Annotated in this window: 22 protein-coding genes and 1 tRNA gene; 14 read left to right on the top strand and 9 right to left on the bottom strand. The window is 52.2% G+C overall.

Features of this window, described 5'->3' with window-relative positions; translation table 11 throughout:
- Window positions 1–9: 9 nt before the first annotated feature.
- The 9 genes from CKV66_RS09985 to CKV66_RS10025 all read left to right on the top strand — a co-directional run bounded on the left by CKV66_RS09985 (window position 10) and on the right by CKV66_RS10025 (window position 7,317).
- Window positions 10–1,224, top strand: a complete 1,215-nt coding sequence (locus CKV66_RS09985) for an IscS subfamily cysteine desulfurase (RefSeq protein WP_085362861.1) — start codon at window positions 10–12, stop codon at window positions 1,222–1,224.
- A 107-nt stretch (window positions 1,225–1,331) separates the two neighbouring features.
- A complete protein-coding gene (locus CKV66_RS09990) occupies window positions 1,332–2,042 on the top strand; it encodes a hypothetical protein (protein WP_231990485.1) in 711 nt (236 codons plus the stop codon).
- A gap of 187 nt (window positions 2,043–2,229) precedes the next feature.
- The gene (gene iscU, locus CKV66_RS09995) at window positions 2,230–2,616 is read left to right on the top strand and encodes a Fe-S cluster assembly scaffold IscU (protein WP_085362860.1); all 387 of its coding nucleotides are present in this window, start codon (window positions 2,230–2,232) and stop codon (window positions 2,614–2,616) included.
- A 12-nt stretch (window positions 2,617–2,628) separates the two neighbouring features.
- The gene (locus tag CKV66_RS10000; RefSeq protein ID WP_085362859.1) at window positions 2,629–2,910 is read left to right on the top strand and encodes a DksA/TraR family C4-type zinc finger protein; all 282 of its coding nucleotides are present in this window, start codon (window positions 2,629–2,631) and stop codon (window positions 2,908–2,910) included.
- Between the two features lie 43 nt (window positions 2,911–2,953).
- Window positions 2,954–3,190 carry a recombinase RecA gene (locus CKV66_RS10005; RefSeq protein ID WP_085362858.1) on the top strand — a complete coding sequence of 79 codons (237 nt, stop codon included), beginning with the start codon at window positions 2,954–2,956 and terminating at the stop codon, window positions 3,188–3,190.
- Between the two features lie 176 nt (window positions 3,191–3,366).
- Window positions 3,367–3,687, top strand: coding sequence for an iron-sulfur cluster assembly protein IscA (iscA, locus tag CKV66_RS10010; protein WP_054600303.1), 321 nt, complete (start codon window positions 3,367–3,369; stop codon window positions 3,685–3,687).
- 154 nt (window positions 3,688–3,841) lie between these two features.
- Window positions 3,842–4,378, top strand: a complete 537-nt coding sequence (locus CKV66_RS10015) for an inorganic diphosphatase (protein WP_085362857.1) — start codon at window positions 3,842–3,844, stop codon at window positions 4,376–4,378.
- A 139-nt stretch (window positions 4,379–4,517) separates the two neighbouring features.
- Window positions 4,518–6,731, top strand: a complete 2,214-nt coding sequence (locus CKV66_RS10020; RefSeq protein WP_085362856.1) for a RelA/SpoT family protein — start codon at window positions 4,518–4,520, stop codon at window positions 6,729–6,731.
- Window positions 6,732–6,879: 148 nt separating this feature from the next.
- On the top strand, window positions 6,880–7,317 hold the full coding sequence (locus CKV66_RS10025; RefSeq protein WP_085362855.1) for a hypothetical protein: 438 nt from the start codon (window positions 6,880–6,882) through the stop codon (window positions 7,315–7,317).
- 142 nt (window positions 7,318–7,459) lie between these two features.
- On the opposite strand, the gene CKV66_RS10030 is transcribed toward CKV66_RS10025, so the two are convergent.
- From CKV66_RS10030 to CKV66_RS10055, 6 genes are all read right to left on the bottom strand, one after another.
- Window positions 7,460–8,254 (bottom strand): ABC transporter ATP-binding protein, encoded by a 795-nt coding sequence (locus CKV66_RS10030; RefSeq protein ID WP_085362854.1) that lies wholly within the window; start codon window positions 8,252–8,254, stop codon window positions 7,460–7,462.
- Window positions 8,251–9,156 (bottom strand): ABC transporter permease, encoded by a 906-nt coding sequence (locus CKV66_RS10035; RefSeq protein ID WP_004283928.1) that lies wholly within the window; start codon window positions 9,154–9,156, stop codon window positions 8,251–8,253. Before CKV66_RS10035 ends, CKV66_RS10030 begins: the two co-directional genes overlap by 4 nt.
- A gap of 243 nt (window positions 9,157–9,399) precedes the next feature.
- Window positions 9,400–10,416, bottom strand: coding sequence for an ABC transporter substrate-binding protein (locus CKV66_RS10040; protein ID WP_085362853.1), 1,017 nt, complete (start codon window positions 10,414–10,416; stop codon window positions 9,400–9,402).
- 394 nt (window positions 10,417–10,810) lie between these two features.
- Window positions 10,811–12,205, bottom strand: coding sequence for a TolC family protein (locus CKV66_RS10045; protein WP_085362852.1), 1,395 nt, complete (start codon window positions 12,203–12,205; stop codon window positions 10,811–10,813).
- Window positions 12,206–12,271: 66 nt separating this feature from the next.
- Entirely contained in the window at window positions 12,272–14,209 is a 1,938-nt protein-coding gene (locus tag CKV66_RS10050; RefSeq protein WP_085362851.1) for a MacB family efflux pump subunit, read from the bottom strand.
- Window positions 14,210–14,221: 12 nt separating this feature from the next.
- Window positions 14,222–15,394, bottom strand: a complete 1,173-nt coding sequence (locus tag CKV66_RS10055) for an efflux RND transporter periplasmic adaptor subunit (RefSeq protein ID WP_085362850.1) — start codon at window positions 15,392–15,394, stop codon at window positions 14,222–14,224.
- 546 nt (window positions 15,395–15,940) lie between these two features.
- Here CKV66_RS10055 and CKV66_RS10060 point away from each other — a divergent pair.
- Together CKV66_RS10060 and CKV66_RS10065 are read left to right on the top strand one after the other, a co-directional pair.
- On the top strand, window positions 15,941–16,360 hold the full coding sequence (locus CKV66_RS10060) for a type IV pilin protein (protein WP_085362849.1): 420 nt from the start codon (window positions 15,941–15,943) through the stop codon (window positions 16,358–16,360).
- A 100-nt stretch (window positions 16,361–16,460) separates the two neighbouring features.
- The gene (locus CKV66_RS10065) at window positions 16,461–16,934 is read left to right on the top strand and encodes a type IV pilin protein (RefSeq protein ID WP_085362848.1); all 474 of its coding nucleotides are present in this window, start codon (window positions 16,461–16,463) and stop codon (window positions 16,932–16,934) included.
- A gap of 139 nt (window positions 16,935–17,073) precedes the next feature.
- Here CKV66_RS10065 and CKV66_RS10070 read toward each other — a convergent pair.
- A tRNA-Glu gene (locus CKV66_RS10070) sits at window positions 17,074–17,149 on the bottom strand.
- A 124-nt stretch (window positions 17,150–17,273) separates the two neighbouring features.
- Between CKV66_RS10070 and CKV66_RS10075 the strand changes: the two genes are divergently transcribed.
- Window positions 17,274–18,176, top strand: a complete 903-nt coding sequence (locus CKV66_RS10075; RefSeq protein WP_085362847.1) for a recombination-associated protein RdgC — start codon at window positions 17,274–17,276, stop codon at window positions 18,174–18,176.
- 155 nt (window positions 18,177–18,331) lie between these two features.
- Here the strand turns inward: CKV66_RS10075 and CKV66_RS10080 are convergent, their stop codons facing one another.
- Entirely contained in the window at window positions 18,332–19,231 is a 900-nt protein-coding gene (locus tag CKV66_RS10080; RefSeq protein ID WP_085362846.1) for a Dyp-type peroxidase, read from the bottom strand.
- A 210-nt stretch (window positions 19,232–19,441) separates the two neighbouring features.
- Here CKV66_RS10080 and CKV66_RS10085 point away from each other — a divergent pair, with 210 nt between their 5' ends.
- Window positions 19,442–20,545 (top strand): metallophosphoesterase, encoded by a 1,104-nt coding sequence (locus CKV66_RS10085; RefSeq protein WP_085362845.1) that lies wholly within the window; start codon window positions 19,442–19,444, stop codon window positions 20,543–20,545.
- Between the two features lie 86 nt (window positions 20,546–20,631).
- Here the strand turns inward: CKV66_RS10085 and CKV66_RS10090 are convergent, their stop codons facing one another.
- Window positions 20,632–21,951, bottom strand: coding sequence for an MFS transporter (locus CKV66_RS10090; protein ID WP_085362844.1), 1,320 nt, complete (start codon window positions 21,949–21,951; stop codon window positions 20,632–20,634).
- Between the two features lie 340 nt (window positions 21,952–22,291).
- Here CKV66_RS10090 and recB point away from each other — a divergent pair, with 340 nt between their 5' ends.
- Window positions 22,292–25,915 (top strand): exodeoxyribonuclease V subunit beta, encoded by a 3,624-nt coding sequence (gene recB, locus CKV66_RS10095; RefSeq protein ID WP_085362843.1) that lies wholly within the window; start codon window positions 22,292–22,294, stop codon window positions 25,913–25,915.
- Window positions 25,916–26,058: the final 143 nt, after the last annotated feature.

A 26,058-nucleotide genomic window follows, 5' to 3' on the forward strand; every position in this document is an offset into this window, starting at 1 on the left:
GACCGAACCATGACCGTTAAAACCCCGATTTACCTTGATTACGCCGCCACCACCCCCGTTGACCCGCGCGTAGCCGAAAAAATGATTCCCTACCTGACCGAGCTTTTCGGCAACCCCGCGTCCAACAGCCACAGCTTCGGCTGGACGGCGGAAGAAGCAGTAGAAAATGCCCGCCTCGAAATTGCCAAACTGATTAACGCCGATTCCAAAGAAATCGTGTTTACCAGCGGCGCTACCGAATCGAACAACCTTGCCATCAAAGGCGCGGCGCACTTCTACAAAACCAAAGGCAAACACCTGATCACCGTCAAAACCGAGCACAAAGCCGTTTTGGATACCATGCGCGAACTCGAACGCCAAGGCTTTGAAGTAACCTACCTCGGCGTGCAGGAAAACGGCCTGATTGATTTGGAAGAACTCAAAGCCGCCATCCGCCCCGACACCATTCTCATTTCCGTGATGTGGGTCAACAACGAAATCGGCGTGATTCAAGACATTCCTGCCATCGGCGAAATCTGCCGCGAAAATAAAATCATCTTCCATGTAGATGCCGCCCAAGCCTGCGGAAAAACCCCTGTGGACGTAGAAGCCGCCAAAGTCGACCTGCTCTCCATGTCCGCCCACAAAATTTACGGCCCCAAAGGCATCGGCGCACTCTATGTACGCCGCAAACCCCGCGTGCGTCTCGAAGCCCAAATCCACGGCGGCGGCCACGAACGCGGCTTCCGCTCCGGCACCCTGCCCACCCACCAAATCGTCGGCATGGGCGAAGCCTTCCGCTTGGCGCGTGAAGAATTGGAACAAGACATCGCCCACGCCCTCAAGCTGCGCGAAATCTTCCTCAAAGGCATCGAAGGCATCGAAGAAGTGTATATCAACGGCGATTTGGAACACCGCGTCGCCACCAACCTCAATGTGAGCTTCAACTTCGTCGAAGGTGAAAGCCTGATCATGGCCGTAAAAGAACTCGCCGTATCCAGTGGCTCCGCCTGTACCTCCGCCTCGCTGGAACCCAGCTACGTTCTGCGCGCTTTAGGCCGCAACGATGAACTGGCACACTCTTCCCTGCGCATCACCTTCGGCCGCATGACCACAGAAGAAGAAGTGGCTTTCGCCGCCGAACTGATTAAATCCAAAATCGGCAAACTGCGCGAACTTTCTCCGCTGTGGGAAATGTTTAAAGAAGGGATTGATTTGAATACGGTTGAGTGGGCGGAGCATTAATTACTCTACATGCTGTTTGAAAAACCGTAGTTAAGCGCATAAATCAAAATCTAGTTGAAATATTGTTTATTACTATCGAATAAAATACAGAAACAAGGTTAAATATTATGTCCAATAAAACATGTTTTGTTGTTATGGCAATAGGAGATCAGCACCATAATGGACAAGCCGTTACAGCTGAAGATCTAAAGTCAAGGTATGATAATTTAATTAAGGAAGCCATTTTAAAAGCACGCCCCAATATTGAAGTTACACGCGCAGATGAAGTTTCAGCGATGGGAACAATCACAACTGATATAGTACAAAGAATAATGTATTCTGATTACATCATTGCAGATGTCAGCTATCCTAATCCCAATGTATTTTATGAACTTGGATTACGACACGCATGTAGGCCAGGAACTATTATTATTAAAGATAAAGATGCAAAAGTTCCTTTTGATATTGCATCTTTAAGATATATTGAATATGAAAATTCAACGCAAGGGCTAAAAGATCTATCTAGTAAGCTTTTGCAAACCTTTGACAGCCTTGACAAAGATAATAGTAGACCAGATAACCATTTCTTAGAAGTTGCAAAATTAACTTCTTTTAAATTTCCCGAATTCTCTAAAGAAGAACCATTAGAGCTACAAATTATGATGTCATTACTTCAATCTCCAGAATTGATTGATTTATTTTCAAAACAACAACGTGGAGAAGCAACCGATCCCATTGAAGTAATTCGAGCATTATCAACTCATCCGCATATTTTAGAACCATTTTTAAAATTAATGTTGCAATCTGGAGAGCTGAATCTATTACCTAGTAAACCATAGCAAGTGTAGGTGCGGTTGTTAAACTCAACAAGCTCGTAAAAGCTTTTTGAAATATTGAGCTTAACAGTCTAACTTGCTAAATATTTAACACCCCGAGCTACCCTTGATACCCTCTCCTCCTTGAATTCTTTTTCAGACGGCCTTAAATAAACCGAATAACCCAATATATACACAAGGAACCCACATCATGGCATACAGCGATAAAGTGATTGATCATTACGAAAACCCCCGCAACGTCGGCTCGTTCGACAAAAACGACGAATCGGTCGGCACCGGCATGGTCGGCGCGCCTGCCTGCGGCGACGTGATGAAACTGCAAATCAAAGTGAACGACCAAGGCGTGATTGAAGATGCCAAGTTCAAAACCTACGGCTGCGGCTCCGCCATCGCCTCTTCTTCACTGATTACCGAATGGGTAAAAGGCAAAAGCCTCGACGAAGCCTTGGCAATTAAAAACAGCGAAATCGCCGAAGAATTGGAATTGCCGCCGGTAAAAGTGCACTGCTCGATTCTGGCGGAAGATGCGATTAAAGCCGCAGTTTCCGACTACAAAAAGAAACACGGCGCGGAATAAGGCTGAAACAACATGGCGGGCGGCTGGGCGCCGGACGGCGCGGAGCAAGAGCAAATCGAAGCCTCGCTGGAAGATGCGCTGGCTTTGGTTCGGCAACATCTTCCTGCGGGTGAAAGTGCTCGCGAATGTGTCGAGTGCGGCGAACCGATTCCCGAAGCCCGCCGCCAAGCCTTGCCGGGTGTGCAATTATGTGGTGTGCAATTATGTATTGCCTGCCAAGAACAAGCCGACAAACAACAGGCTTTTCAGACGGCCTATAACCGCCGCGGCAGTAAAGACAGCCAATTGAAATAGGCCGTCTGAACACACAAACGCATTTGAAAACAAGGTGATCGCCATGCCCTTCACTCCCGAACAACAGCAATCCCTGCTGGCACAAAAAGGCGTAGGCAAAACCGTTTTGCAACGCTTGCAGCAAATGGGCTTAGACGACACCGCCAAACTCGCCGCGGCAGATGTGGACGATATTTTGCAGCAAGGCGCGGCGTTAACCGGTTCGACCTGCTGGAAAAACAGCCCGCAAGCCAAAGCGGCTATTGTTGCAGCGGTAGAATGGGCTAAAACGCAAAGCTGATTTTCAGACGGCCTCACAGTTTATAAAGGCCGTCTGAAAAACCGTAGGGCGGACATCCCTGCCCGCCGTTTGATGAAACGGACAATCTTTACCGCAAATCTGATTTTGCCGGCGGGCAGGGATGCCCGCCCTACGGAATGACAAGATACCCGCACATAAGCGTAAAGGATAAGACGATGATTACATTAACCGAAAAAGCCGCCAACCATATCCAAAACTTTCTCACCAAACGCGGCAAAGGCGAAGGCATCCGCTTGGGCGTGAAAACCAGCGGCTGTTCGGGCATGGCTTACACTTTGGAATTTGTTGACGATATCCAGCCCGAAGATTTGGTGTTTGAAGGCTACGGCGTGAAAGTGTTTGTCGACCCCAAAAGCCATGTGTATCTCGACGGCACAGAGCTGGATTACACCAAAGAAGGCTTGCAGGAAGGCTTCAAGTTCCAAAACCCGAACGTGAAAGACGAATGCGGTTGCGGCGAGAGCTTCCACGTTTGATTGCAAGATAACCGAGGCCGTCTGAAAGTGAGTTTTGCGAACTTCGCGAAAACGTTTTAGCGAAGTTCGCAAAACTCACTTTCAGACGGCCTCTCAATGCAGCTTATGTTATACTCGCACCCGTTTAAAAACCACCTCGAAACAAGGATTCATCATGGCTGATTTTAATCAGATTCTTACCCCCGGCGACGTTGACGGCGGCATCATCAACGTAGTGAACGAAATTCCCGCAGGCAGCAACCACAAAATCGAATGGAACCGCAAACTGGCCACGTTCCAACTCGACCGCGTAGAGCCTGCCATTTTCGCCAAACCCACCAACTACGGTTTTATTCCGCAAACCCTCGACGAAGACGGCGACGAACTCGACGTATTGCTGATTACCGAACAACCTTTGGCTACCGGCGTATTTTTGGAAGCCAAAATCATCGGCGTGATGAAGTTTGTTGACGACGGCGAAGTGGATGACAAAATCGTGTGCGTACCCGCCGACGACCGCAGCAACGGCAACGCCTACAACAGCCTGCAAGACCTGCCGCAGCAACTGATCAAACAAATCGAATTCCACTTCAACAACTACAAAGCCCTGAAAAAACCGGGCTGCACCAAAGTGGAAAGCTGGGGCGACGTAGCCGAAGCCAAAGCCGTGATTAAAGAATCTATCGAGCGCTGGAACGCCGAAGCCAAGTAATTCTACATTAAAGAACAACAGGCCGCCTGAAACCTTTCAGACGGCCTGTTTTTTGCCCGCTTTCTAACTGCCGCCGATTGGTTTTCACCAAATTTAACTATACAATAGTCCTTCCATATCGGACTTATCGGGGAAAGCAATGACACACATCGTACAGGCACCCAGCAGCATCGCACCGGATCTCAACAACTACTATAAATGGTTCAACGAATACGTTGCCACACTCAACGAACGCGATGCCCAACTGCTGCTCAACGCCCGCAAACTGGCGGAAGAACATTATCCCGTGGACGGCCTAACCTCCAACGGCGAACCCTTAATGAGCAATTTCTTAGGCGCGGCGCAAATGGTTGCCGACATGGACTTGCTGCCCGAAGCCGTGGCCGCCACCATACTCACCGAAATATCCTCGTATTGCCCCAACTGGCAGGAAGCCGTTGCCGAAAAATGCAATGCAACCGTCGCCAATCTGGTCAAAGGCATAGACGAAGTACAGAAACTTACCCATTTCGCCCGCGTCGACAGCCTTGCCACGCCTGAAGAGCGCGCCCAGCAGGCCGAAACCATGCGCAAAATGCTGTTGGCGATGGTCAGCGATATCCGCGTCGTGCTAATCAAACTCGCCCTGCGCACCCGCACCATGCAGTTTATCGGCGTGCTGCCCGACAGCGAAGAAAAACGCGCGTTGGCAAAAGAAACGCTGGATATTTTCGCCCCGCTCGCCAACCGTTTGGGCGTATGGCAGCTCAAATGGCAGCTCGAAGATTTGGGCTTCCGCCATCAAAACCCCGAACAATACAAAGAAATCGCCCGCCTGCTCGATGAAAAACGCACCGAGCGGCTGGAATATATCGAGCACTTCCTGCAAGACCTGCGCACGGAATTAGACAAATACAATATTCACTACGATGTGGCCGGCCGCCCCAAACACATCTATTCGATTTACCGCAAAATGTCGAAGAAAAAAATCGGCTTCGACGGTTTGTACGACATCCGCGCCGTCCGCATTTTGGTCGATACCATTCCCGAATGCTATACCACGCTGGGGATTGTACACAGCCTGTGGCAGCCGATTCCGGGGGAGTTCGACGACTACATCGCCCAGCCCAAAAGCAACGGCTACAAAAGCCTGCACACCGTGGTTGTCGGCCCCGAAGACAAAGGCATCGAAGTGCAGATACGCACCTTCGATATGCACCAGTTCAACGAATTCGGCGTTGCCGCCCACTGGCGTTATAAAGAAGGCGGCCAAGGCGACAACGCCTACGAGCAAAAAATCGCTTGGTTGCGCCAACTGCTCGACTGGCGCGAAAACATGGCCGACCACGACCGCGAAGACTTGGCCGGCGCCTTCCGCACCGAGCTGTTTAACGACACCATTTATGTGCTGACCCCGCACGGCAAAGTGCTTTCATTGCCCACCGGCTCCACCCCCATCGACTTTGCCTACGCCCTGCACAGCAGCATCGGCGACCGCTGCCGCGGCGCAAAAGTAGAAGGCCAAATCGTGCCGCTTTCCACCCCGCTCGAAAACGGCCAGCGCGTGGAAATCATTACCGCCAAAGAAGGCAACCCTTCCGTCAACTGGCTGTACGAAGGCTGGGTAAAATCCAACAAAGCCATCAGCAAAATCCGTGCCTTCATCCGCCAGCAAAACGCCGATGCCGTGCGCGAAAACGGCCGCAACCAGCTTGAAAAACAGCTCGCCAAAGTATCCTGCAAACCCAATCTGCAAGACTTGGCCGAAAAACTCGGCTTCAAAAAGATCGACGATTTATACACCGCCGTCGGACAAGGCGAAGTTTCCCCGCGCGCAGTACAAAAAGCCTGCGGCACATTGGTCGAACCGCCTCCCCCGCCCTTAAACGAAACCACCATCGTTAAACAGTCGAAAATCAAAAAAGGCGGTAAAAACGGCGTGCTGATCGACGGCGAAGACGGCCTGATGACCACTCTGGCAAAATGCTGCAAACCCGCCCCGCCCGATGAGATTGTCGGCTTCGTAACCCGCGAGCGCGGCATTTCGGTGCATCGTCGCAACTGCCCGTCGTTCCAACACCTTGCCGAACAAGCCCCCGACAAAGTATTGAGCGCAAGCTGGGCGCAAACCCAAGAAGGGCAAGTGTTTGCCGTAGATGTCGAAATCCGCGCACAAGACCGCGGCGGCCTGCTGCGCGACGTATCCGACACCTTCGCCCGCCACAAACTCAATGTTACCGCCGTGCAAACCCAAAGCCGCGACTTGGAAGCCAGCATGCGCTTTACGCTGGAAGTGCGGCAAGTCAACGATTTACCGCGCGTATTGGCCAGCCTCTCCGAAGTAAAAGGCGTGTTGAGTGTGACCCGGTTGTAAACGGCTTTGTGTGCCAAAGCTGGATAGATTGCATTTCAATCAAGCAAGAGGCCGTCTGAAAAGATGTTTTCAGACGGCCTCGTTATAGCCAACCCTTGAATGACCGAACCCTCACATCGTTTTATCTTTTAATACAGAAAGATCAACCATGAAAAGCGCCTTATATACCCTGTTACTCTCTGCTGTATTCATTCCTTTAAACGTTCATGCAGCACCTGCGGATGATGAAGCACTTAAACAGCTTGCTACCGTATTCCACAACGCCCGAGCCACGGGAAACGCCAAAAGTTTTGCCGATGCTGCCTACATTTCTCCCGAATACTGCACTTCGGCACAAAGTTTGGAAGAATGCCGCACCTCAATGGCAGAATATCTGGCACTCGGATGGGAAAACCCTAACGACCGCTGGAAGAAAAATTTTACTGTTCAGCGTATTGAATACGGTAATAATAAAAATCAAGCTGTTATACACACCACAACTACCTCCGTTAACGGCCAACCGCTCATCGTACGCTGGAAAGCCATTAAAATCGACGGCAAATGGTTAAGCGACAACTTGGGCGTAGAGGTAGATGATGCTCCGTAAACATCGCTAAACACACCCAACCTTTTTCAAGCAGACATTGTTGAATCTCTTTTTTCACAAGCATTACTGAATAAAGCGAAATATAAGTGAAGGCCGTCTGAAAAACTTTTCAGACGGCCTCACACACATTTACTGCTTCTATTTAATCCAACAGCAAAGCATCGTCCGATACTTTTTCTCCGCGGGTTTGTTCGAATAAATCCAGCAAATCGGGCACGTCCATGCCTTTACGTTGTTCGCCGGATACGTCCAACACTACTTTGCCTTGATGCAGCATGACCGTGCGGCTGCCGTGGTCGAGGGCTTGGCGCATGGAGTGGGTTACCATCATCGCAGTGAGTTTGTTTTCTTCGATGATTTTGTCGGTCAGCTCCAGCACAAACGCGGCGGTTTTGGGGTCGAGGGCGGCGGTGTGTTCGTCGAGCAGCAGGATTTTGCTCGGCTGCAAACTGGCCATCAGCAGGCTCACGGCTTGGCGTTGGCCGCCGGAAAGCAGGCCGATGCGGTCGGTGAGGCGGTTTTCGAGGCCGAGTTTTAAAATCGCCAGTTTTTCGCGGAACAGCTCGCGGTTTTCTTTATTCAGTGCAAAACCCAAACCGCGCTTGCCGCCGCGCGAATAGGCCAGCGCCATGTTTTCTTCGATGCTGAGGGCTTCGCAAGTGCCGGCCAGCGGGTCTTGGAAAACGCGGGCGACCAGATGGGCGCGTTTGTGGGCGGGAAGGCGGGTCACGTCTTGGCCGTCGATGTGGATGCTGCCGCTGTCCACCATCAAATCGCCGCTGATGGCGTTGAGGAAAGTGGATTTGCCCGCGCCGTTACTGCCGATCACGGTTACAAATTCGCCGTCTTGAATATGCAGGCTCATACCGCGCATGGCGGGGTTTTCAATCGGTGTGCCGGCGTTGAAGGTAATTTTTAAATTGTCGGCGCGCATCATGATGTCTGTTTCCTTTTAAAAGCGCGTTTCATCATCGGCAAACGCAGGGCAAGCACAACGAGGATGGCAGTAATCAGGTTCAGGTCGGTCGGGCGCACACCCAAGCCTTGCAGAAATTGGTTGCCGAGCGCAAACGCAATCAGCAAACGGTAAACCAATGCGCCCAAAATGGCAGCTAAGGTAATGAAGATAATGCGTTTGCTGCCCAACAAATTCTCGCCGATGATCACCGCTGCCAAGCCGATCACAATCGTGCCGATACCGCTTGCTAAGTCGGCACTACCGGTGGTTTGGGCAAAGAGTGCGCCGCCCAAGGCAATCAAGGCGTTGGAAATCGCCATGCCCAACACAATCATTTTAGAAGTAGCCACGCCTTGCGCTTTGGCCATGCGGGCGTTAACGCCGGTGGCGCGCATCGCCAAGCCAGTTTTGGTGTTGAAAAACCAATCCAGCAGCAATTTGGCCAGCACGACGAAGCCTAAAATAATCAGCGGCTGCACCCAAAATTGGTTACTGTAATCTTCAGCCACAAACGGGGAAAACACGCTGGGCGCGCCAATCAGCGGAAGATTCGGCGTTCCGCCTGTAATACGCAGGTTCACCGAATACAAAGCCACCATCACCAAAATACTGGCCAGCAGCGGCAGTATTTTCAGCGAGACGTTCAACCACGCCGTAACCATACCGGCACACGCACCGGCGGCAGCACCGGCCAAACACGCCAGCCACGGGTTCATGCCCGAGCCGACGCAAACGGCAAATACCACTGCGCCCAAGGGAAAGCTGCCGTCGGCAGTCAAATCGGGAAAATCAAGAATGCGGAACGAAATCAGCACGCCCAACGCCACCAAAGCGTAAATCAGGCCGGCTTCGATACCGCCGAAAAAAGCGATCAAGCTCATCTTATGGGAAACTTCCTAAACAATATTTAAAACTGACAAACAAATGTGTTTGCGAAACCCGCAAAGCCCGTTTTCAGACGGCCTGAGCGGTTATGGAAAGTTTATCCGCTGAAACACGTTACCTCACCGGCTTGGATAAACCGTTTAACTGCCGATTAACTGCCGAAGCATCAATGAGGCCGTCTGAAAAATAGTCAGCCAACCGAATCGGCTGGCTGGCATGATTTATTAATAATCAACTAGTTATTCAGAAACCTGCTTCGCTTGCTTGAGCAATTCTTCCGACAAGGTTACGCCTTGTGCGGCTGCATTTTTCTTACTCAAATACAAATCCAGCGTTTCCATGCGGGCGGAAGGAATCTCTCCGGCTTTTTTGCCTGCCAAAATTTGGGCTGTTACATCGCCTGCTTTTTTACCCAAATCGTAGTAGTTCACGCCCAAAGCCGCTACTGCTCCGCGGGCAACCGAATCGGTGTCGGAAGCGATCAGCGGTTTTTTCATTTCTACCGCCGCTTTGTTCATAGATTCGTAAGAAGACACCACATTGTTGTCTAAAGAAGTGTAAATCAGATCAACTTTTCCGTTCAGGCTGCGGGCGGCCGTGAGCACATCGGAAGAACGCTGGGCGGGAGCCGTTATCAAATTGATACCTTGCGGCTCAAGTTTGGCCTTCAATTGTTCCAGCACGGTGGTAGAGTTCACTTCACCGGGGCTGTACACATAACCGACATTTTTTACGGTAGGCACGATTTTCTTCATCAGATCAATTTGCGGCTCCAACGGCAGCTCGTCGGAAATACCGGTTACGTTGGTATTCGACGCATCAAAACCCGGAACCAGCTTAGCCGCAACCGGATCGGTTACTGCGGCATAAACCACAGGAATGGTTTTGGTGGCCGCCACCATAGATTGCGCGCTGGGTGTGGCAATGGCTACCACCACATCGGGATTATCGCCGACAAATTTTTTGGCAATTTGTGCTGCGTTGGCGGTGCTACCTTGCGCGCTTTGGAAATCGATGGTCAGGTTTTTACCCTCTTCATAGCCTTTGGCTTTCAGTTCGTCGATCACGCCTTTGCGTACGGCATCCAAAGCGGGATGTTCGACAATGGCGGTAATGGCGATTTTTTTATTGGCAGCCGGCTCGGCTGCGGGGGAAGAGGCTGCGGTATTGCTTTTTTGCTCTGCGGGGGAACATGCAGCCAGTAACACGGCTGCGATGGTGCTTAATACATATTGTGAAGTGGTTTTCTGATTCATACTGTATTCCTCTCAGTCAGTAGGCTTGAATTTTTGTAATAATATTTTAATTTTTTTAAAAAATCATCGCATTTAGGCGCATGAAAATCCGGCATTGATATTTTTATACCAATTTAAATGCCAATTTTGACCTAATATTTAGCGTTTTCCTTCCCTGTAAACATGTTGGCCGACACAAACCCTGCGCGGGCGGCGTTGATTTCGGATAAAAATGGTTATCTTGCGAGCTATGGCGATAGTCGGTGAAAAACCTACATGGGATTACAAACGCGATAATGTGGCAGGCAAAAACAAACTGTAATGATGGTTTGCTTATATATAGATGAGGCCGTCTGAAAACAGAGAACATGTTTTTCAGACGGCCTCATCACTCTTCCAACGCGATAAGAAACCTTTATTGCACAGCTTTAGCGGTGTAGCGCCCCGCCATCGCTTTGTAAACCATGCTTTCGTATTTCAAGGTTTCATAACGCCGGTTGAGCATATTTTGTGCCGAGCTGTATTCGGTATTCAAGGCTTCCAACCAGTCTTTCAATTCGTTTTTGCCGTATTGATAGCGCACTTGGTAGTAGCGGCTGTTTTTTTGGTCGAGCGCATATTGTTTGCGGGCGTTGTCTAAAGCCTGCGCGGCATGACCGTATTTCTGATAATTGCCCAACACTTCGTTTAAGGCGGCGGTAAGCGTTTGCTCAAAATGAAGGCGTGCTTGCTCAAAATTGGCTTCGGCGGTTTTATCTTGCCATTTCAAGGTGTTCCAATCTAAAAACGGCAGGTTGAGTTTGACCGAACCGCCCAAAAACGGCACGTCAAACAAGGTGCGCGCTTTGTCTGAAGAGGTGCTGACGGTAGCGCCGACGGTGATGGCGGGATACCAGCTCCGTTTTTGCGCATCGACATTCTTCACGGCGGATTGCAGACGGTATTCGGCTGCGCGCAAATCGGGGCGGTTCGCCAGTGCAGACACCGGCACGTTTAAATCGATACCGCGTGCGGTGTGCAGGCGGAAATCGTCAGGGGCGGCTGCGGTAGTTTCTCCGGGCTTGAGGTTGAGCAGATTGCGCAGGGTTTCTTCGGCAGCCGCGCGGTTGTTGCGGAGCTGGATCAGGCTGTTTTGCGCGGACAGCAAGGATTGCTCTGCGCGGCGCGGTTTGGCGGCATCGGCTTTACCGTGTTTATATTTGGCGGCGGCGATGCGGGCGATGTCTTGGTATTGTTTGACGGTTTTTTCGGTTACCGCGATGGCTTCGTTCAAATAGGCGATGTTGAAATAGGCATCGACCACATTATTAATCAAGGTCAGGCGGGTGGCGGCCAAATCTTGCTGCGTGGCTTGATATTCCCACACTTGGGCATCGGCTTTGGCGTTCAGCCGCTGCCATAAGTCGATTTCGTAACTCAATCCGAGCTGGCTGCTGAACGAACGGGTGCTGCCGCCGTCTTTGAGGTTTTTGTTGGCCGACGCACCTACCGAGGCGTTGAATGCAGGCACCAAACCCGCTCCGAGAATATTGGCTTGATACAAGGCTTTGTTGACATTAATGGCGGCTTTTTTCAAGTCGATATTGTTGGACAAGGCTTGCTCAACCAAGGCATCAAGGCGGTTGTCGGCATAGATGCGCCACCAGTTTTCGGTGATGTGATAACGGCGGGCGGCTTCTGCTGCGGGCACAATCACGCCGCCGGCCTCAAGCGTTAAATCGGGGCGGGCGGTATGGTTGATAGCGCAGCCGCCGAGCGCCAAAGCGATGCTCAGGCTTAAGGCCGTCTGAAATAATCGGGTCGGTTTCATGAATGTTGTCCTTATGGTTTCAGACGGCCTCAGCCTGCGCGTTGAGTATCAGGCCGTCTGAAAACGTTAATCGTGTGCCAGCGCATCAATCGGGTTGAGTTTCGATGCCCTTTTCGCCGGCATAAAGCCGAACACGACGCCGATGATGGTGGAACAGGTAACGGCTGCCACGATGGAAAGTGTGGAAAACGTCATGGCAAAGTCTTTCACGAAGTGGTTGAACACCAAACTGATGCCCACGGAAAACAATACGCCGGTCAGGCCGCCGATCAAGCAAATCAGCACGGCTTCAATCAGAAACTGCTGCAAGATATTCGACTGCCGCGCGCCGATCGCCATGCGCACGCCGATTTCTTTGGTGCGCTCGGTTACCGACACCAGCATGATGTTCATCACGCCGATACCACCCACCACCAACGAAATCAAAGCGATACAGGAAATCAGCAGCGTCATGGTGCCGGTGGTGCTTTCCACTGTTTGCTTGATGCTGTCGCTGTTTTGCATGAAATAATCTTGAACGCCGTGGCGCGAAAGCAGCAGTTCGTCCAAACCTTTTTCGGCGGCTTGGGAATTGACATTGTCTTTCACTTTAACGGTAATCGAGTTGATATAACGCTGGCCGCTGATTTGGTTGATCACCGTGGTGTACGGCGCCCATATTTGCAGGTTGTCGGTGCTGCCGAAAGGGCTGGTGTCTTTTTCGGTAACGCCGATGATTCTCAACGGGCGTTTTTTAAACAAAATCACTTTGCCGATGGGGTCGATGCCGTCTGAAAACAGTTTGTTGCGGGTGTTGTCGTCAATCACCGCCACTTGGTTGTTGTATTTCACATCATCGGCATCATAAAAACGCCCTTGCGCCAATTTGATGCCGCGCACGTCGAAATACTGCTCGCCCGCGCCGAAAAGCTGGGCGCTCACGTCGATATTGCGGAAAGTAACCGTGCCGCCCGCAGACACCATGGGCGTTACGCTGTCCACATAGCTTTGTTTGGCAATCGCTTCCGCATCGGCAATCGTGAGCGTTCGGATCCGCGAAGACTGCCGGTCGCCAAAGCCCTTACCCGGCCGGATGCTGATGGTGTTGGTGCCGATAGCGCTGATCTCTTTCAGAATTTTTTCCTGCGAACCTTTGCCCAACGCTACCACGGAAACCACAGAAGCAATGCCGATAATGATGCCGAGCATGGTCAGCAGCGAGCGCATCTTATGCGACAAAATCGCCTGCACCGACATGCGGAACGATTCGATAAGTTGGTCTTTGAAAAACAGCCACGAAGTATTTTCCTCAATGCTGCTTACATTGCCGGCATTGACCTCGGTATTTTTACTGGTATCGGAAATCACTTTGCCGTCGCGCAGTTCGATCACACGGTTGGCATTGGCGGCGATACCGGGATCGTGCGTCACCAAAATTACCGTATGCCCTTGAGCGTGCAAGGAATGGATGATTTCCATCACGTTTTCGCCCGATTCGGTATCCAATGCGCCTGTAGGCTCGTCGGCCAAAATAATTTCGCCGCCGTTCATCAAAGCGCGGGCGATACTCACGCGCTGCTGCTGCCCTCCCGAAAGCTCGCTGGGCTTGTTGTTTTCCTTTCCTTCCAAACCCAAATCATGCAGCAACTTTTCGGCGCGCCGGTTGCGCTCGTTTTTTTCCATGCCGGCATACACCGACGGCAAAGCCACATTGTCCCGCGCATTGAGCGCACTGAGCAGGTTATAGCGTTGGAAAATAAAGCCGAAACGCTTGCGGCGCAGCCCCGCCAGTTCGTCTGCCGTCATCTGCGCGGTTTCCACGCCGTCGATGGTGTAAGAACCGGAACTGGCCGTATCCAAGCATCCCAAAATATTCATCAGCGTTGATTTTCCTGAGCCGGATTGGCCGATGATGGCAACGAAATCGCCTTTTTCTATACTGAGGTTGATGTCTTTTAAAACGTGCACGCGGTTGTTACCGCTGCCGAAGTAACGGTTGATGCCCCTGCATTCGATTAAACTCATGCTCCGCTCCGCTTACATCGGCCCCATCGGGCCTCCACGGTTATTCTTCTTAGCGTCTGCCGCGCCGGATTCGGAAATAATCACTTTTTCGCCTTCCTTCACGCCTTCCGTCACTTGCGTGTTGGTGCCGTCGCTCAAACCGGTTTTGACCGCCCGCTCTTCTACTTGGTCTTTATCGCCCAACACGCGCACCACTTTTTTGCCTTCTTTGATTTTCACCGCCAAATTGGGCACGGCCAACACTTGTTGCGCACGGTTAATCACAATCGTGTTTTCAGTCGTCATGCCGATATGCAGCGAACCGTCTTCGTTCGGCACCAAAGCACGGGCATAGTAATAAATCGCCGTATCCGTGGTGTCGGTGCTGGTGGTGTACGAGCCTTGCGACATTTTGGTCAAACCGGGGTCAACCGTGTCGATAACGGCATCGCGCACGTTTTCAGGTTGCGACAAGATGGTAAACGTGAGGTTCTGCCCTGCTTTGACTTTGCCCGCGTCGCCCTCGGCAATCTGCATTTTGTTCAGCATTTTGCTTAAGTCGGCCAGCTGCACAATCGTCGGCGTGCTTTGGTTGGCATTGACGGTTTGGCCTTCTTCTACCGGAATCGACACCACCGTTCCGTCCATCGTCGCCACGATGCGCGTATACCCCAAATCCGCTTCCGCCGTATTAATCGCAATCTGGGTTTGCTTGATTTGCGATTTCAATTCCGCAACCGACGCCCCGGCCGCGGAAAGCGCGTCTTCGGCATCTTCCAGCTCGGCTTTAGAAGTTGCATTCTCCGCCCACAAAGCCTGCTCGCGCTTATATTTTTTTCTCGCCGTTTTTTGTTTGATCTCCGCCGACACCAATTGAGCGCGGAAAGTCTCCAGTTTGGCCTTGTTGATATTCAGGGTATTGATTTGCGACGTCGCATCGATTTCCGCAATCAATTCCCCTTTTTTTACCTGCTGGCCGATTTTAACGTAGAGCTTTTTAATCTGCCCCGACGCCTGCGAACCCACCGTAACCAGCTGCGCGGCAGAAATCTCACCCGTGGCGCTTACCGTTTGGTCGATATCCATCTTCGCCACCGGCTGGGTCAGATAATTGATTTTTTCTTCGGGCTTCCAATAAGACCAAGCCAGCAGAGCCAATACCGCAACAACCGCCAAGGCCGCAATCCATTTAAGCTTTTTAGTCATAATGCCTCGATTTTGAAGTAGTTTTACCCGTTCAGATAAATAAAATGACGCCCCAACTGCGGGCAAAGAAATAGAAACGGACTTAAGTGTACTGAAAAAAGCCTGAGCCTCCAACCACGCTTTTTTGCGTGTGCAAACATAAACCATCAATGCTTTAAGGTATTTATGAATATGGAAACAAAACCTTAAAAGAACAGCTTGAGGCCGTCTGAAAATTTAACGTGCCGTGTTACACGTTTATCGGCTTGCCTCAAGCCCAACAAAACAATCCCAAACGCCCGCATCAAGCCATCATTTGAAATGCCAAAAAGATTATTTGCCACCCGTTACCACGCTCAAAATTGATGATTTCACACCGCAAAACATCTTTGTGATTACTGTTTTTTTACATACTGTTAGTCCGCTTAGCATCTTTAGACTACCACATATCAATTATCAAAACCGCTCAATCCATATTCATTTATAATTTTCGGATAAACAACAATAATTTAATCATGTTTATATTACACATTTACGTCTAACTGATTACTTTCTTGACTTGCCAAAATGACCAAAAACAGACAACAAGGTTTTACCCTAATTGAATTAATGATTGTGGTACTGACATTAGCCATACTCGCCACCATCGCCTATCCCTCTTACGAAACCTACGTCCGGCAGACCCGCTTGGAAAATGTGCGCGCCGACTTACTTGTGAGCGCTCAATCGTTGGAACGCCAATACGCACAGCAACACCATTTTCCCGCTTCCGTAGCCTCCAACTCACTGGAATCCAACCAATATTTCGACATCCGTTACAAAGCGGCAAGCGGCGATGACTTCACATTAATCGCCGAACCCAACGAAAACAATCCCAACGAAAAACGCCACATGCAGCTCAACGGCAGCGGCATCATTACCGTTTGCGAAGGCAGAACAGCCGCAACCACATCTTCCCCCGATGTAAACTGCTATGTGTACAAATAAATACACGGCTTGATGAAAGCGTAAAATTTACTTTACACAATAAACAAATCTTTACAAAATAACCCTTGTTATTATTTTTATCTGTATTAAGGGGACTATTTTGAACAAACAACACGGCTTCACACTCATCGAGCTGCTTTTTATCATAGCCATTCTTGCGATTTTAGCCGCTATCGCTATTCCCCCTTACCAGCAATACATCAAAGATTCACGCCTGCGCGAGGCGCATACGCTTCTGCTCAAAAACGCGCATATCATGGAGCAGTTTTACCAGCAAAACCGTTCGTTCAAACAAACCTCCACAACCTGGCCTCAATTGCCCGAAACCTCTACCCGCCACTTCTGCATCCGCCCACAAGGCAATGCGCGCGGGGCATTGAACGATAAGTTCACGCTCAAAGCCGTAGCCATCAACAAAAACTACGAACCGCGCGTATTAAAAATCAACGAATCTCTGATTACTACAATATGTGAATCCAGCACCAACAGTTGTGGCGAGGAAGGCGATTTCTTCCCGAGCAAAGATTCAGAAGATAAAAGCCCGACAGATAAAAACTGCACGATATACCAATAACTACAAACAGTTTTTCTTCCTAAACAACCTTTCTCCGACAACACTTTTCAGACGGCCTCCATAACCTACCCAAGCTGATATGAACAGACATACAAAAAGAAAAATCCGCCTGAAAACTCAAGCGGATTTTTCTGAAAACTGGCACGCCCACGGGGATTCGAACCCCGGTTGCCGCCGTGAAAGGGCAGTGTCCTAGGCCTCTAGACGATGGGCGCGTAAACAACCGAAACGCGCACTATACAGATACACAAAACGCTTGTCAATAAAACAATTGCATAACGCCTTTCAGACGGCCTCCCGCTACGGTATAATGCCGCGGTTTAACATGAAAGAAATGCTATGTGGTTCAAACAAATCAGCTTCTACCCCCTCAATAAAGACAAGCTACCCGATCTCGAAACATTGGCCGAAAAGCTGACCCAAGCGGAATTTACGCCGTGCATGGGTTTGGACTGGTTTAGCGAAGGATTTGCCGCGCCCGTTTCTTTCTCGCCTGAAACGGTTTTCCCGGCCGATTACACTTGGCGCGTAGCCTTGAAGAAAGAAGAAAAAGTTTTACCCGCCGGCGTTATCCGCGATATTTTGGACGAACGCGTGATCGAAATACAGAACGCAGAAGCGCGCAATGTCGGCCGCAAAGAAAAACAAGAATTAAAAGAACAGATTACCGACGACCTACTCCCGCGTGCGTTTACCCGCAGCAGCCGCACACAAGCTATTTTCGACACCAAGCACGGCTATCTTTTAATTAATAACGCTTCCGCCACCAAAGCCGAAGGCATGCTGACCAAGCTGCGCGAAGCCTTGGGCGGGCTTGAAGTCCGCCTGCCCAACACCAAACAATCGCCCGGCAGCCTGATGACCGAATGGCTCTTGCGCGGCGCGGCCGAAGGCGGTTTCGAGTTGGACAGCGATTGCGAGCTGAAAGGCACGGGAGACGTGGCGCCGGTGGTTAAAGTATCCAAGCAGGATTTAACCGCCAATGAAGTGATCCAGCATGTGAAAAACGGCAAAACCGTTACCCAACTCGGCCTTGTATGGCGCGAACAGATTGCGTTTATTCTGACCCAAGACTTCACGCTCAAACGCATCCAATATTTGGACGTGCTGCAAGAAGAAGCCGAAGGACACGGCGATGATGCCGCCAGCCTGACGTTTGCTTCGCAAATTCTGATGACCGAAGCGTTGAGCAACATGCTGGAAGAATTGGTCGGCTATTTGGGCGGCTGGCAGGAATCGTAACAGCCCGGCTGTTGGTTCAATCTTATTTTTATCCCAACAGGGGCGGATAAAGCATCCGCCTCTGTTTATTTTTGAGTTGGCGTTCCATCAATGCAGATAAGGCCGTCTGAAAATAGATTTTCAGACGGCCTTATCTGCATCTTGCCCGGTTCGGATTACAGATTCTGCAAGCGTTCCACCGATGGGGCGTAGTAATAAGCGCCGGTTACGGCGGTGGTAAGGTGTTTCAGCAGCAGGTCGGTTTTGCCGTCGGTATGACCGAACATGCTCAAGAGTTGCGCTTCGATATTGTGCAGCGTGCCGCAGTAGGCGATAAACACCAAGCCGTGTTCGCCCGAAGCGGTGCCGTAGGGCAGGCTGCGGCGGACAATTTCGAGGCTCACTCCGTTTTCTTTGAGATTGACGCGGCCTAAGTGGGAATCGGGCAGGCGTACATCTTTGCTGAATTCTTCGTTGGTTTCTTTGGTGCGGCCGACGGCGGCTTCTTGCTCGGCCAGCGGCACTTTGTTCCATTTTTTGAGATCGTGGCGGTATTTTTGCAGCAACACATAACTGCCGCCCGCATCGGGCTTGCCTTCTGGCACGGTGCCAACGATGCGGATGTTGTCGCCAGTGGGGTTTTCGGTGCCGTCTACAAAACCGTCCAACCCGCGCTCTTCGATCCAGCGGAAGCCGTGGGTTTCGTCTTTTACGTCGATGCTGTCGCCGAATGCTTCCAATAAGGCCATAGCCAGCGAAAAGTTAACATCGGGGCGCAACGATTGGATGTGGAACATGATGTCGTGTTGCGTGGCGGGAGCCAAGCCGTTGCCCAGCGGGGTAAACGGTTTGATTTCGCTGCCTTCGCCGTTGTGGTTCAGGCTTTGCCAGAATGCGCTGCCGAAGGCGATGGTTAGGCCGAGCAGTGCGTCGGGAAATTTTTGCTGCAATTGGTCGAGGGCTTCAAGGCTTTTGCGGGCGGCGAGCTGAATCTGCTCGCGGCTGCCTGTGATATCGGCTTCGATAAATACGGCGGCTTTACTGCCTGCGGGAATAATGGCGGTTTGCGGGTTCATGTTTTTCCTTCGGATGATGCGGATGGATTTGTGTTTGACAGGTTTTAATTATAGCCCATGCCGGATAGTATTTTAAGGCCGTCTGAAAAGAATCGGCGGGACGGAACCCAAACAAACTGCATTACTGCTTTGCCGCGCCTGCAAACACAGGGGCACAGGCGGGTAATCGCGCTGTGGTAGAATCTGCATCTGTTTTTTACGGGAAGCATTATGCGTATTGTTTTGTTTATATTGGTACTGTTGCTGCTGCAGGTGTTTACCTTCGGCTTGGGCCGGTCGCTGCAATGGCTGTTCGCCCCCTATATTGCCGCACGGGGCAGACGCTGGTTGATGGGCGCGGCGTTTTTCATTACCAATGCGCTGATTGCGGGGCTGTTGTTGCAGCTTGGGCATGCGGTGTTCCGCTGGATGGCGTTTTGGATGGTGTTGCTGCTGTTTGTGATGTATGCGGCGCTGGCTACCTTTGTGCTGTATCTGCTGCTGTGCCGCTTCATGGCGCAAAAACCGATGTCGCGCAGCTTGAGGCTGTTTGCGCCTTTGTTTGTGGTCGGGCTGTTGGGAATGGCGGTGTACAACGCCTACACGCCGGTGGTGCATCATGCCGACATCACCATCAATAAGCCGCTGGAGAAACCGCTGCGTATCGGCATGGCCAGCGATACCCATTTGGGCGTGCTGTTCGGCGCGCGCCAGCTGGATAAGCTCGCCGACATCATGAACCGCGAAAAAGTCGATATTATCCTGCTGCCCGGCGATTTGATGGACGACAACGTAAACGCCTACCGCGCCGAAAACATGCAGCCGCATCTTGAAAAACTGCGTGCGCCGCTGGGTGTGTATGCCACTTTGGGCAACCACGATTTGTTCGGCCACGAACGCGATATTTACGAAGAGCTGACCAAAGCGGGCATTAAAGTGCTCGCCAATGAAAGCACGGTGGTGGACGGCCGCTTGCTGGTAGTAGGCCGCAACGATGATTTGGACAAAACCCGCCCCGCCACGGAAACCTTGCTGCGCGGTCAAAACACCGCCTTACCCGTGCTGTTGATGGACCACCGCCCTACCGATATCGAAGCTCACAGCAAACTGCCGATAGACGTTCAGGTGTCCGGCCATGTGCACAACGGCCAAGTGGCGCCGGCCAATTTAATCGTCCGCTTTCTCAACCGCCTGCATTACGGCTACGAACACATCGGCAACGGCCACTTTTTCGTTACATCGGGATACGGCTTTTGGGGCGTGCCGCTGCGTTTGGGTTCGCAGTCGGAAGTGTGGATTATTCATGTGAAAGGCAGTCAAACGCATCAACATTGATTCTGTTTGAACCGCATAATGATTGAGGCCGTCTGAAAATATTTATCCAAAACATTTTCAGACGGCCTCAACTGACATTCCGCGGCTTACTTACTGATGTCTTCCAAACTGCGCCCCTTGGTTTCCTCGCCCAGCACCACAATCACGGCAACCACCGCCATCAGCACCGCCGTAAACATCACGAAAATCCGCCCGAAACCGCCGTCGCCGCCGATCATGGCCGCCACCGCCATCGGCGCGACAATACCGCCGATACGGCCGACGGCACCGGCCCAGCCCGAACCGAAGGCGCGGAAGCGCACGGGATAAAGCTCCGGCGTATAAGTGTAAAGCACGCCCCACGCGCCCAAGTTGAAAAACGACATCCAGCAGCCCCAAAACATAATCATCGCCGCCGAATCGCTGCGGCCGAAGAAATAGGCACACACCGCACAGGCAAACAGAAAACCGGCCAGCGTGGCCTTGCGGCCGATTTTTTCCACCAGCACCGCCGCCGCAAAATAGCCCGGCAGCTGCGCCAAAATCATCACCAGCACATATTCGAACGTTTTCATCACCGTATAGCCCTGCTCCACCAGCAGCTTCGGCAGCCAAGTGAAAATGCCGTAATACGAAAACACGATGCCGAACCAAATCAGCCACAACATCAAGGTACGCTTGGCAAAAGGCGGTTGCCACAGCTGTGCGAAACGCGGGTTTTCCTGCGGCGCACGCTCGGCTACCGAGGCCGTCTGAACCGCCTCTATGCCTGCCTGCTTTTCCAGCCCGACGACGATTTTATGCGCTTCGCCAACGCGCCCTTTGCTGATCAGATAAGGCACCGACTCGGGCAGATGCTTCCACACGAAAAAGGCGTAAAACACCGGCAGTGCGCCAATCAAAAACGCGCTTTGCCAACCGTATTGCGGAATAAAAAAATATGACACCAGCGCGGCGGCCAACCAACCCAGCCCCCAAAAACTTTCCAGCAGCACGATAAAACGCCCGCGCACTTTCGGCGGCGCATACTCGCTTACCAGTGACACCGCCACCGGCAGCTGGCCGCCCAAACCGAAACCGACCCAAAAGCGGAAAAACAGCAGGCTTTCGAGATTCCAAGCGAAAGCACACAAACCCGTGGCAATGCTGTACAACACCATCGTGGCCACAAACACATTCTTGCGTCCGATGCGGTCGGCCATCCTTCCGCTCAACACCGCCCCCAACGCCATGCCGATAAAGCCGACGCTGACAATCCAGCCCAATTCAGACGGCGTCAGATTCCATTCTTTACCCAACGTAGCCAACACAAACGACACCATGCCGGTATCCATAGCATCAAACAGCCAACCCAAGCCGATCAATATCAACAACTTGTAATGAAACTTGCCCACAGGCAGGTTATGTAAACGGGTGATGATATCCATTGTCCGATTCCTTAACACCGGTGATTTAAATACGGAAATTGTTAACAATCAGCGGGATTGTGGCCTTTTTACAGCGAAAGGGCAAGCAAGAATATGAAAACCGGCTCGATTCGCGCCAAAGATACACAGCGGCAACGGCGGTGCTGGCTGTTTTACTGCAAACCCTTTACACTTCGGCCTATGCTTGCACCGCCATCGTATATATAACCGCCATCGTATATATATATGTAAGTAAAGGCCGTCTGAAACCGATATACAGACAGCCCGCCCAAGCACCGTCATCTCCCTGTTTACCCTTAGCCGGATATTTTTCAGACGGCCTCACACCACCTGCAACGCCATGCCAGCACAACCGTTTAACCCGCTCACCATTCCCATTTCGGGCACGTCCCTTATCGAAGCCTCTGCCGGCACAGGCAAAACCTACGGCATTGCCGCTTTGTTTACCCGTTTGATCGTGCTGGAAAAAATGCCCGTAGAAAGCGTGTTGGTCGTTACCTTTACCAAAGCCGCTACCGCCGAACTGAAAACCCGCCTGCGGGCGCGGTTGGACGATGTGTTATCGGTATTGGAAAACGTGCCGGATGCCGCACACCATTCAGACGGCCTCGCCGCGTATTGCGCGCAACACCACGAAGGCGACGTATTTTTACCCAACCTGCTCGAAGCCGCCTTGCAGCAAGAAAGCCAAGAGCGCCTTACCGTTCGCCTGAAGGCAGCCATCAGCCGCTTCGACAATGCCGCCATTTATACCATTCACGGCTTCTGCCAACGCCTGCTGCGCGATTATGCCTTTTTCTGCCAAGCCCCTTTCGACGTAGAACTAACCGAAGACACGCGCGAACGCCTGCTGGTGCCCGCCCAAGACTTCTGGCGCGAAAACGTGTCGCACAATCCGCTATTGGCCAAACTCGTGTTCGAGCACCGCCACACGCCCGAAACCATGCTTTCCGAAATCAAAAGCTTTATCGGCCGCCCCTATCTGGCTTTCAGACGGCCTGAAAGCAATATCGAAACCGCACAAAAGACATTGGCGGAATGCTGGGAAAATATCCGCGCCCAACTGCCCGAATTGGCGCAAACCTTTTGGACAATCCACCCCGTTTTAAACGGCAACAAATACCGCAAAAACACCTTCCAAAGCGTTTTTGCCTTACTGGAAGCCGCAGCAGAAAGCAACACCCTGCCTTCCAACCACGACAAACTCCCCCTTTTTGCCGCCGACGCTCTTGAAGCCGCCACCAAAAAAACCGCCGCGCCCGACACCGCCGCCTTTGCCCGCTTAAACATACTCGCACGGCTGGGCGAATGCTTCAACGGTTTGGCCGAAGCCGAACAAAACACCCTGATACAGCTGCAACTCGACATGCTGCAATACATCGGCAATGCGTTGGAGGCCGAAAAAAAATCCCGCCGCGAACGCAGTTTCGACGACCTGCTGCTCGATGTTTACCATGCCCTTATCCGCAGCCCGCACCGCGAACAATTGGCACAAACCGTTGCAGCCGTTTGGAAAGCCGCCCTGATCGACGAATTTCAAGACACCGACCCCCTGCAATACGAAATATTCAAACAACTGTTTATCCGTCAGGGCAACCCGCTGTTTTTGGTCGGCGATCCCAAACAGGCGATTTACAGCTTTCGCGGAGCCGACATCTACGCCTACATGCAGGCCGCCGAAGATGCCGACGCCCGCTACACCCTGACCACCAACTTCCGCAGCCACGCCAAACTGATCAACGGCATCGGCGCCTTGTTCAAACAGAAACACCGCCCCTTCGTGCTCGACAGCATCGACTATGCCGATGTAAACGCCGCCCGCAGCGAAAGCCGTCTGAATCCGCCCAAAACCGCCGTTTCCATACGCTGGCTCAACCACGAAACCGACGGCGGCGGCAACAAAGATGCCCTGCGCAGCCGTGCGGCGGATAACTGTGCCGACGAAATAGCCGCCGTTCTCAACGATGCCGCGGCAGGCCGTCTGAATTATCAGAAAAACACCGCCGGCCCCGCCGTGCCGCTGCAATCGGGGCAGATTGCCGTACTCGTGCGCACCCACAACGAAGGGCAGATGATTGCCAAAGCCCTGAAACAACGCAACATCCAAAGCGTGCTGCTGCAACGCGAATCGGTGTTTGCCTCAGAAGAAGCCGAGGCCGTTGACGCTCTGATCGGCTTCTGGCTGCAACCACAACGCACCGAAACATTGCGCTTCGTGCTCGGCGGCATATTGTTCCGCTACACCGCCGCCATGCTCCACGAACTCAACCGCAACGAAACCGCACTGCTCTCGTGGATCAACTCCGCCCAAACCGCCGCCGAAGTATGGCAGCAACACGGCATCTACGCCGCCATGCAGCACTTTGCCGCCGAACACGGCATCGAAGCCCGCCTGCTCTCGCGCGGCAGCACCCGCAGTCTCACCAACTACCATCAACTGATCGAACGCTTGGCCGAAGAAGACGAACAAAGCCGCTCCCCCGCCGCACTCCGGGAATGGCTCAAAAACCAGATTCAGACGGCCCAAAACGCCGAACATCCCAAAGGCGAAAACAATCTGCTGCGGCTCGAAAGCGACGAAAACCTCGTCAAAATCGTGACCATGCACGCCGCCAAAGGCTTGCAGTACCCGCTCGTATATTGCCCGTTTGTGTGGGATGCCAAAGAAAACAACCTCAAAGGCTGGCAGATTCTGCACCGTTCCCACCAAACCACCGAACTGCTGCACGAAAAACAGCTCGACGACGCCGACCGCAACCAGCTCGCCGACGAAAACCTGAGCGAAAACCTGCGCCTGCTGTATGTTGCCCTCACCCGCGCCGAAGAGCATTTAGTTATCTATGCCGCCTATTGCAGCAACACGCCCGACAACACCTTCGCCTATCTGCTCGAAGGCACCGCCGACAGCCGCCGCGCCGACATCGCCGCCGCTTATACCGCCGCAAAAAAAGAAGCCGCCACCATGCTGAAAAACAACTGGCAGCGGTTCATCGGCAATGCCCCTGCGGATACCGACTTCAGCTTTACCGACACCCCGCCCGAACAGGCGGTTTACCGATTGCCGCCCGTTTCAGACGGCCTCTACCAAGCAGCCGGCGTTTCTGCACGCCCGTTCGAGTTCATACGCCATACCAGCTTTACCGGCTTGAGCCGCCACACCCGCAACACCGACGAACATACCCGCGAAGAACTGCAACCGGCCATCGACACAGCGGAAACCGCAACCGACGCACCTTTATCCGCCATGCCGTCTGAACACACCGATACCCGCAGCATCCACACCTTCCCGCGCGGCGCAAGCGCAGGCGTGTGCCTGCACGAAATACTCGAAACCTTCGATTTCGGCTCTCCCGCCGCCGCACAAAGCGAAACCGTTGCCGCCACGCTGGAACACTACGGTTTCGATGCCGGCTGGCTGCCCGCCGTTACCGCCATGCTCGACCACACCCGCCTCTCCCCACTCGACGGCCAAACCGCGCTGGCCGACATTCCCGCCACACAACGCCTTGCCGAAATGGGCTTTACCCTGTTTATGCACGACTTCACACTCAACCGTTTGCAGCAATGGTTCGCCGAAACAGAACACGGGCTGCCCGCCGAATGCGCCACCGCCGCCAAACTGCTCGACTTCAACGACGTTAACGGTTTTTTAAACGGCTTCATCGATATGGTCTGCCGCGATTCAGACGGCCTCGTTACCGTAATCGACTATAAATCCAACCATTTAGGCTACACCGCAGAAGATTACACCCAAGCAGCCATGAACGAAGCCGTCGCCCACCACCACTATTACCTGCAAGCCCTGATTTACGCCATTGCCACCGCCCGTCACTTCGCCTCACGCCAGCAGCCCCTGCACACCGTTGCTGTGCGCTATCTCTTTCTGCGCGGCTTAGACGGCAGCGGCAACAACGGCATCTGGTCGTGGAACATCGACACCGCCTTATTGCGGGAATGGCTGTAACAAACCAAACATCCTACACAACACCCGTCATACTCGGGCCTGACCCGAGTATCTTCCGCCTTGTCGAAATGCCATTCCCGTTTGCAACAACGCCTATCCTGCCGCCCCTTATTTTCTTGACAACGCAGTCAAAGAATAAGATA

The organism is Neisseria zoodegmatis (assembly GCF_900187305.1).
Classification (GTDB): domain Bacteria; phylum Pseudomonadota; class Gammaproteobacteria; order Burkholderiales; family Neisseriaceae; genus Neisseria; species Neisseria zoodegmatis.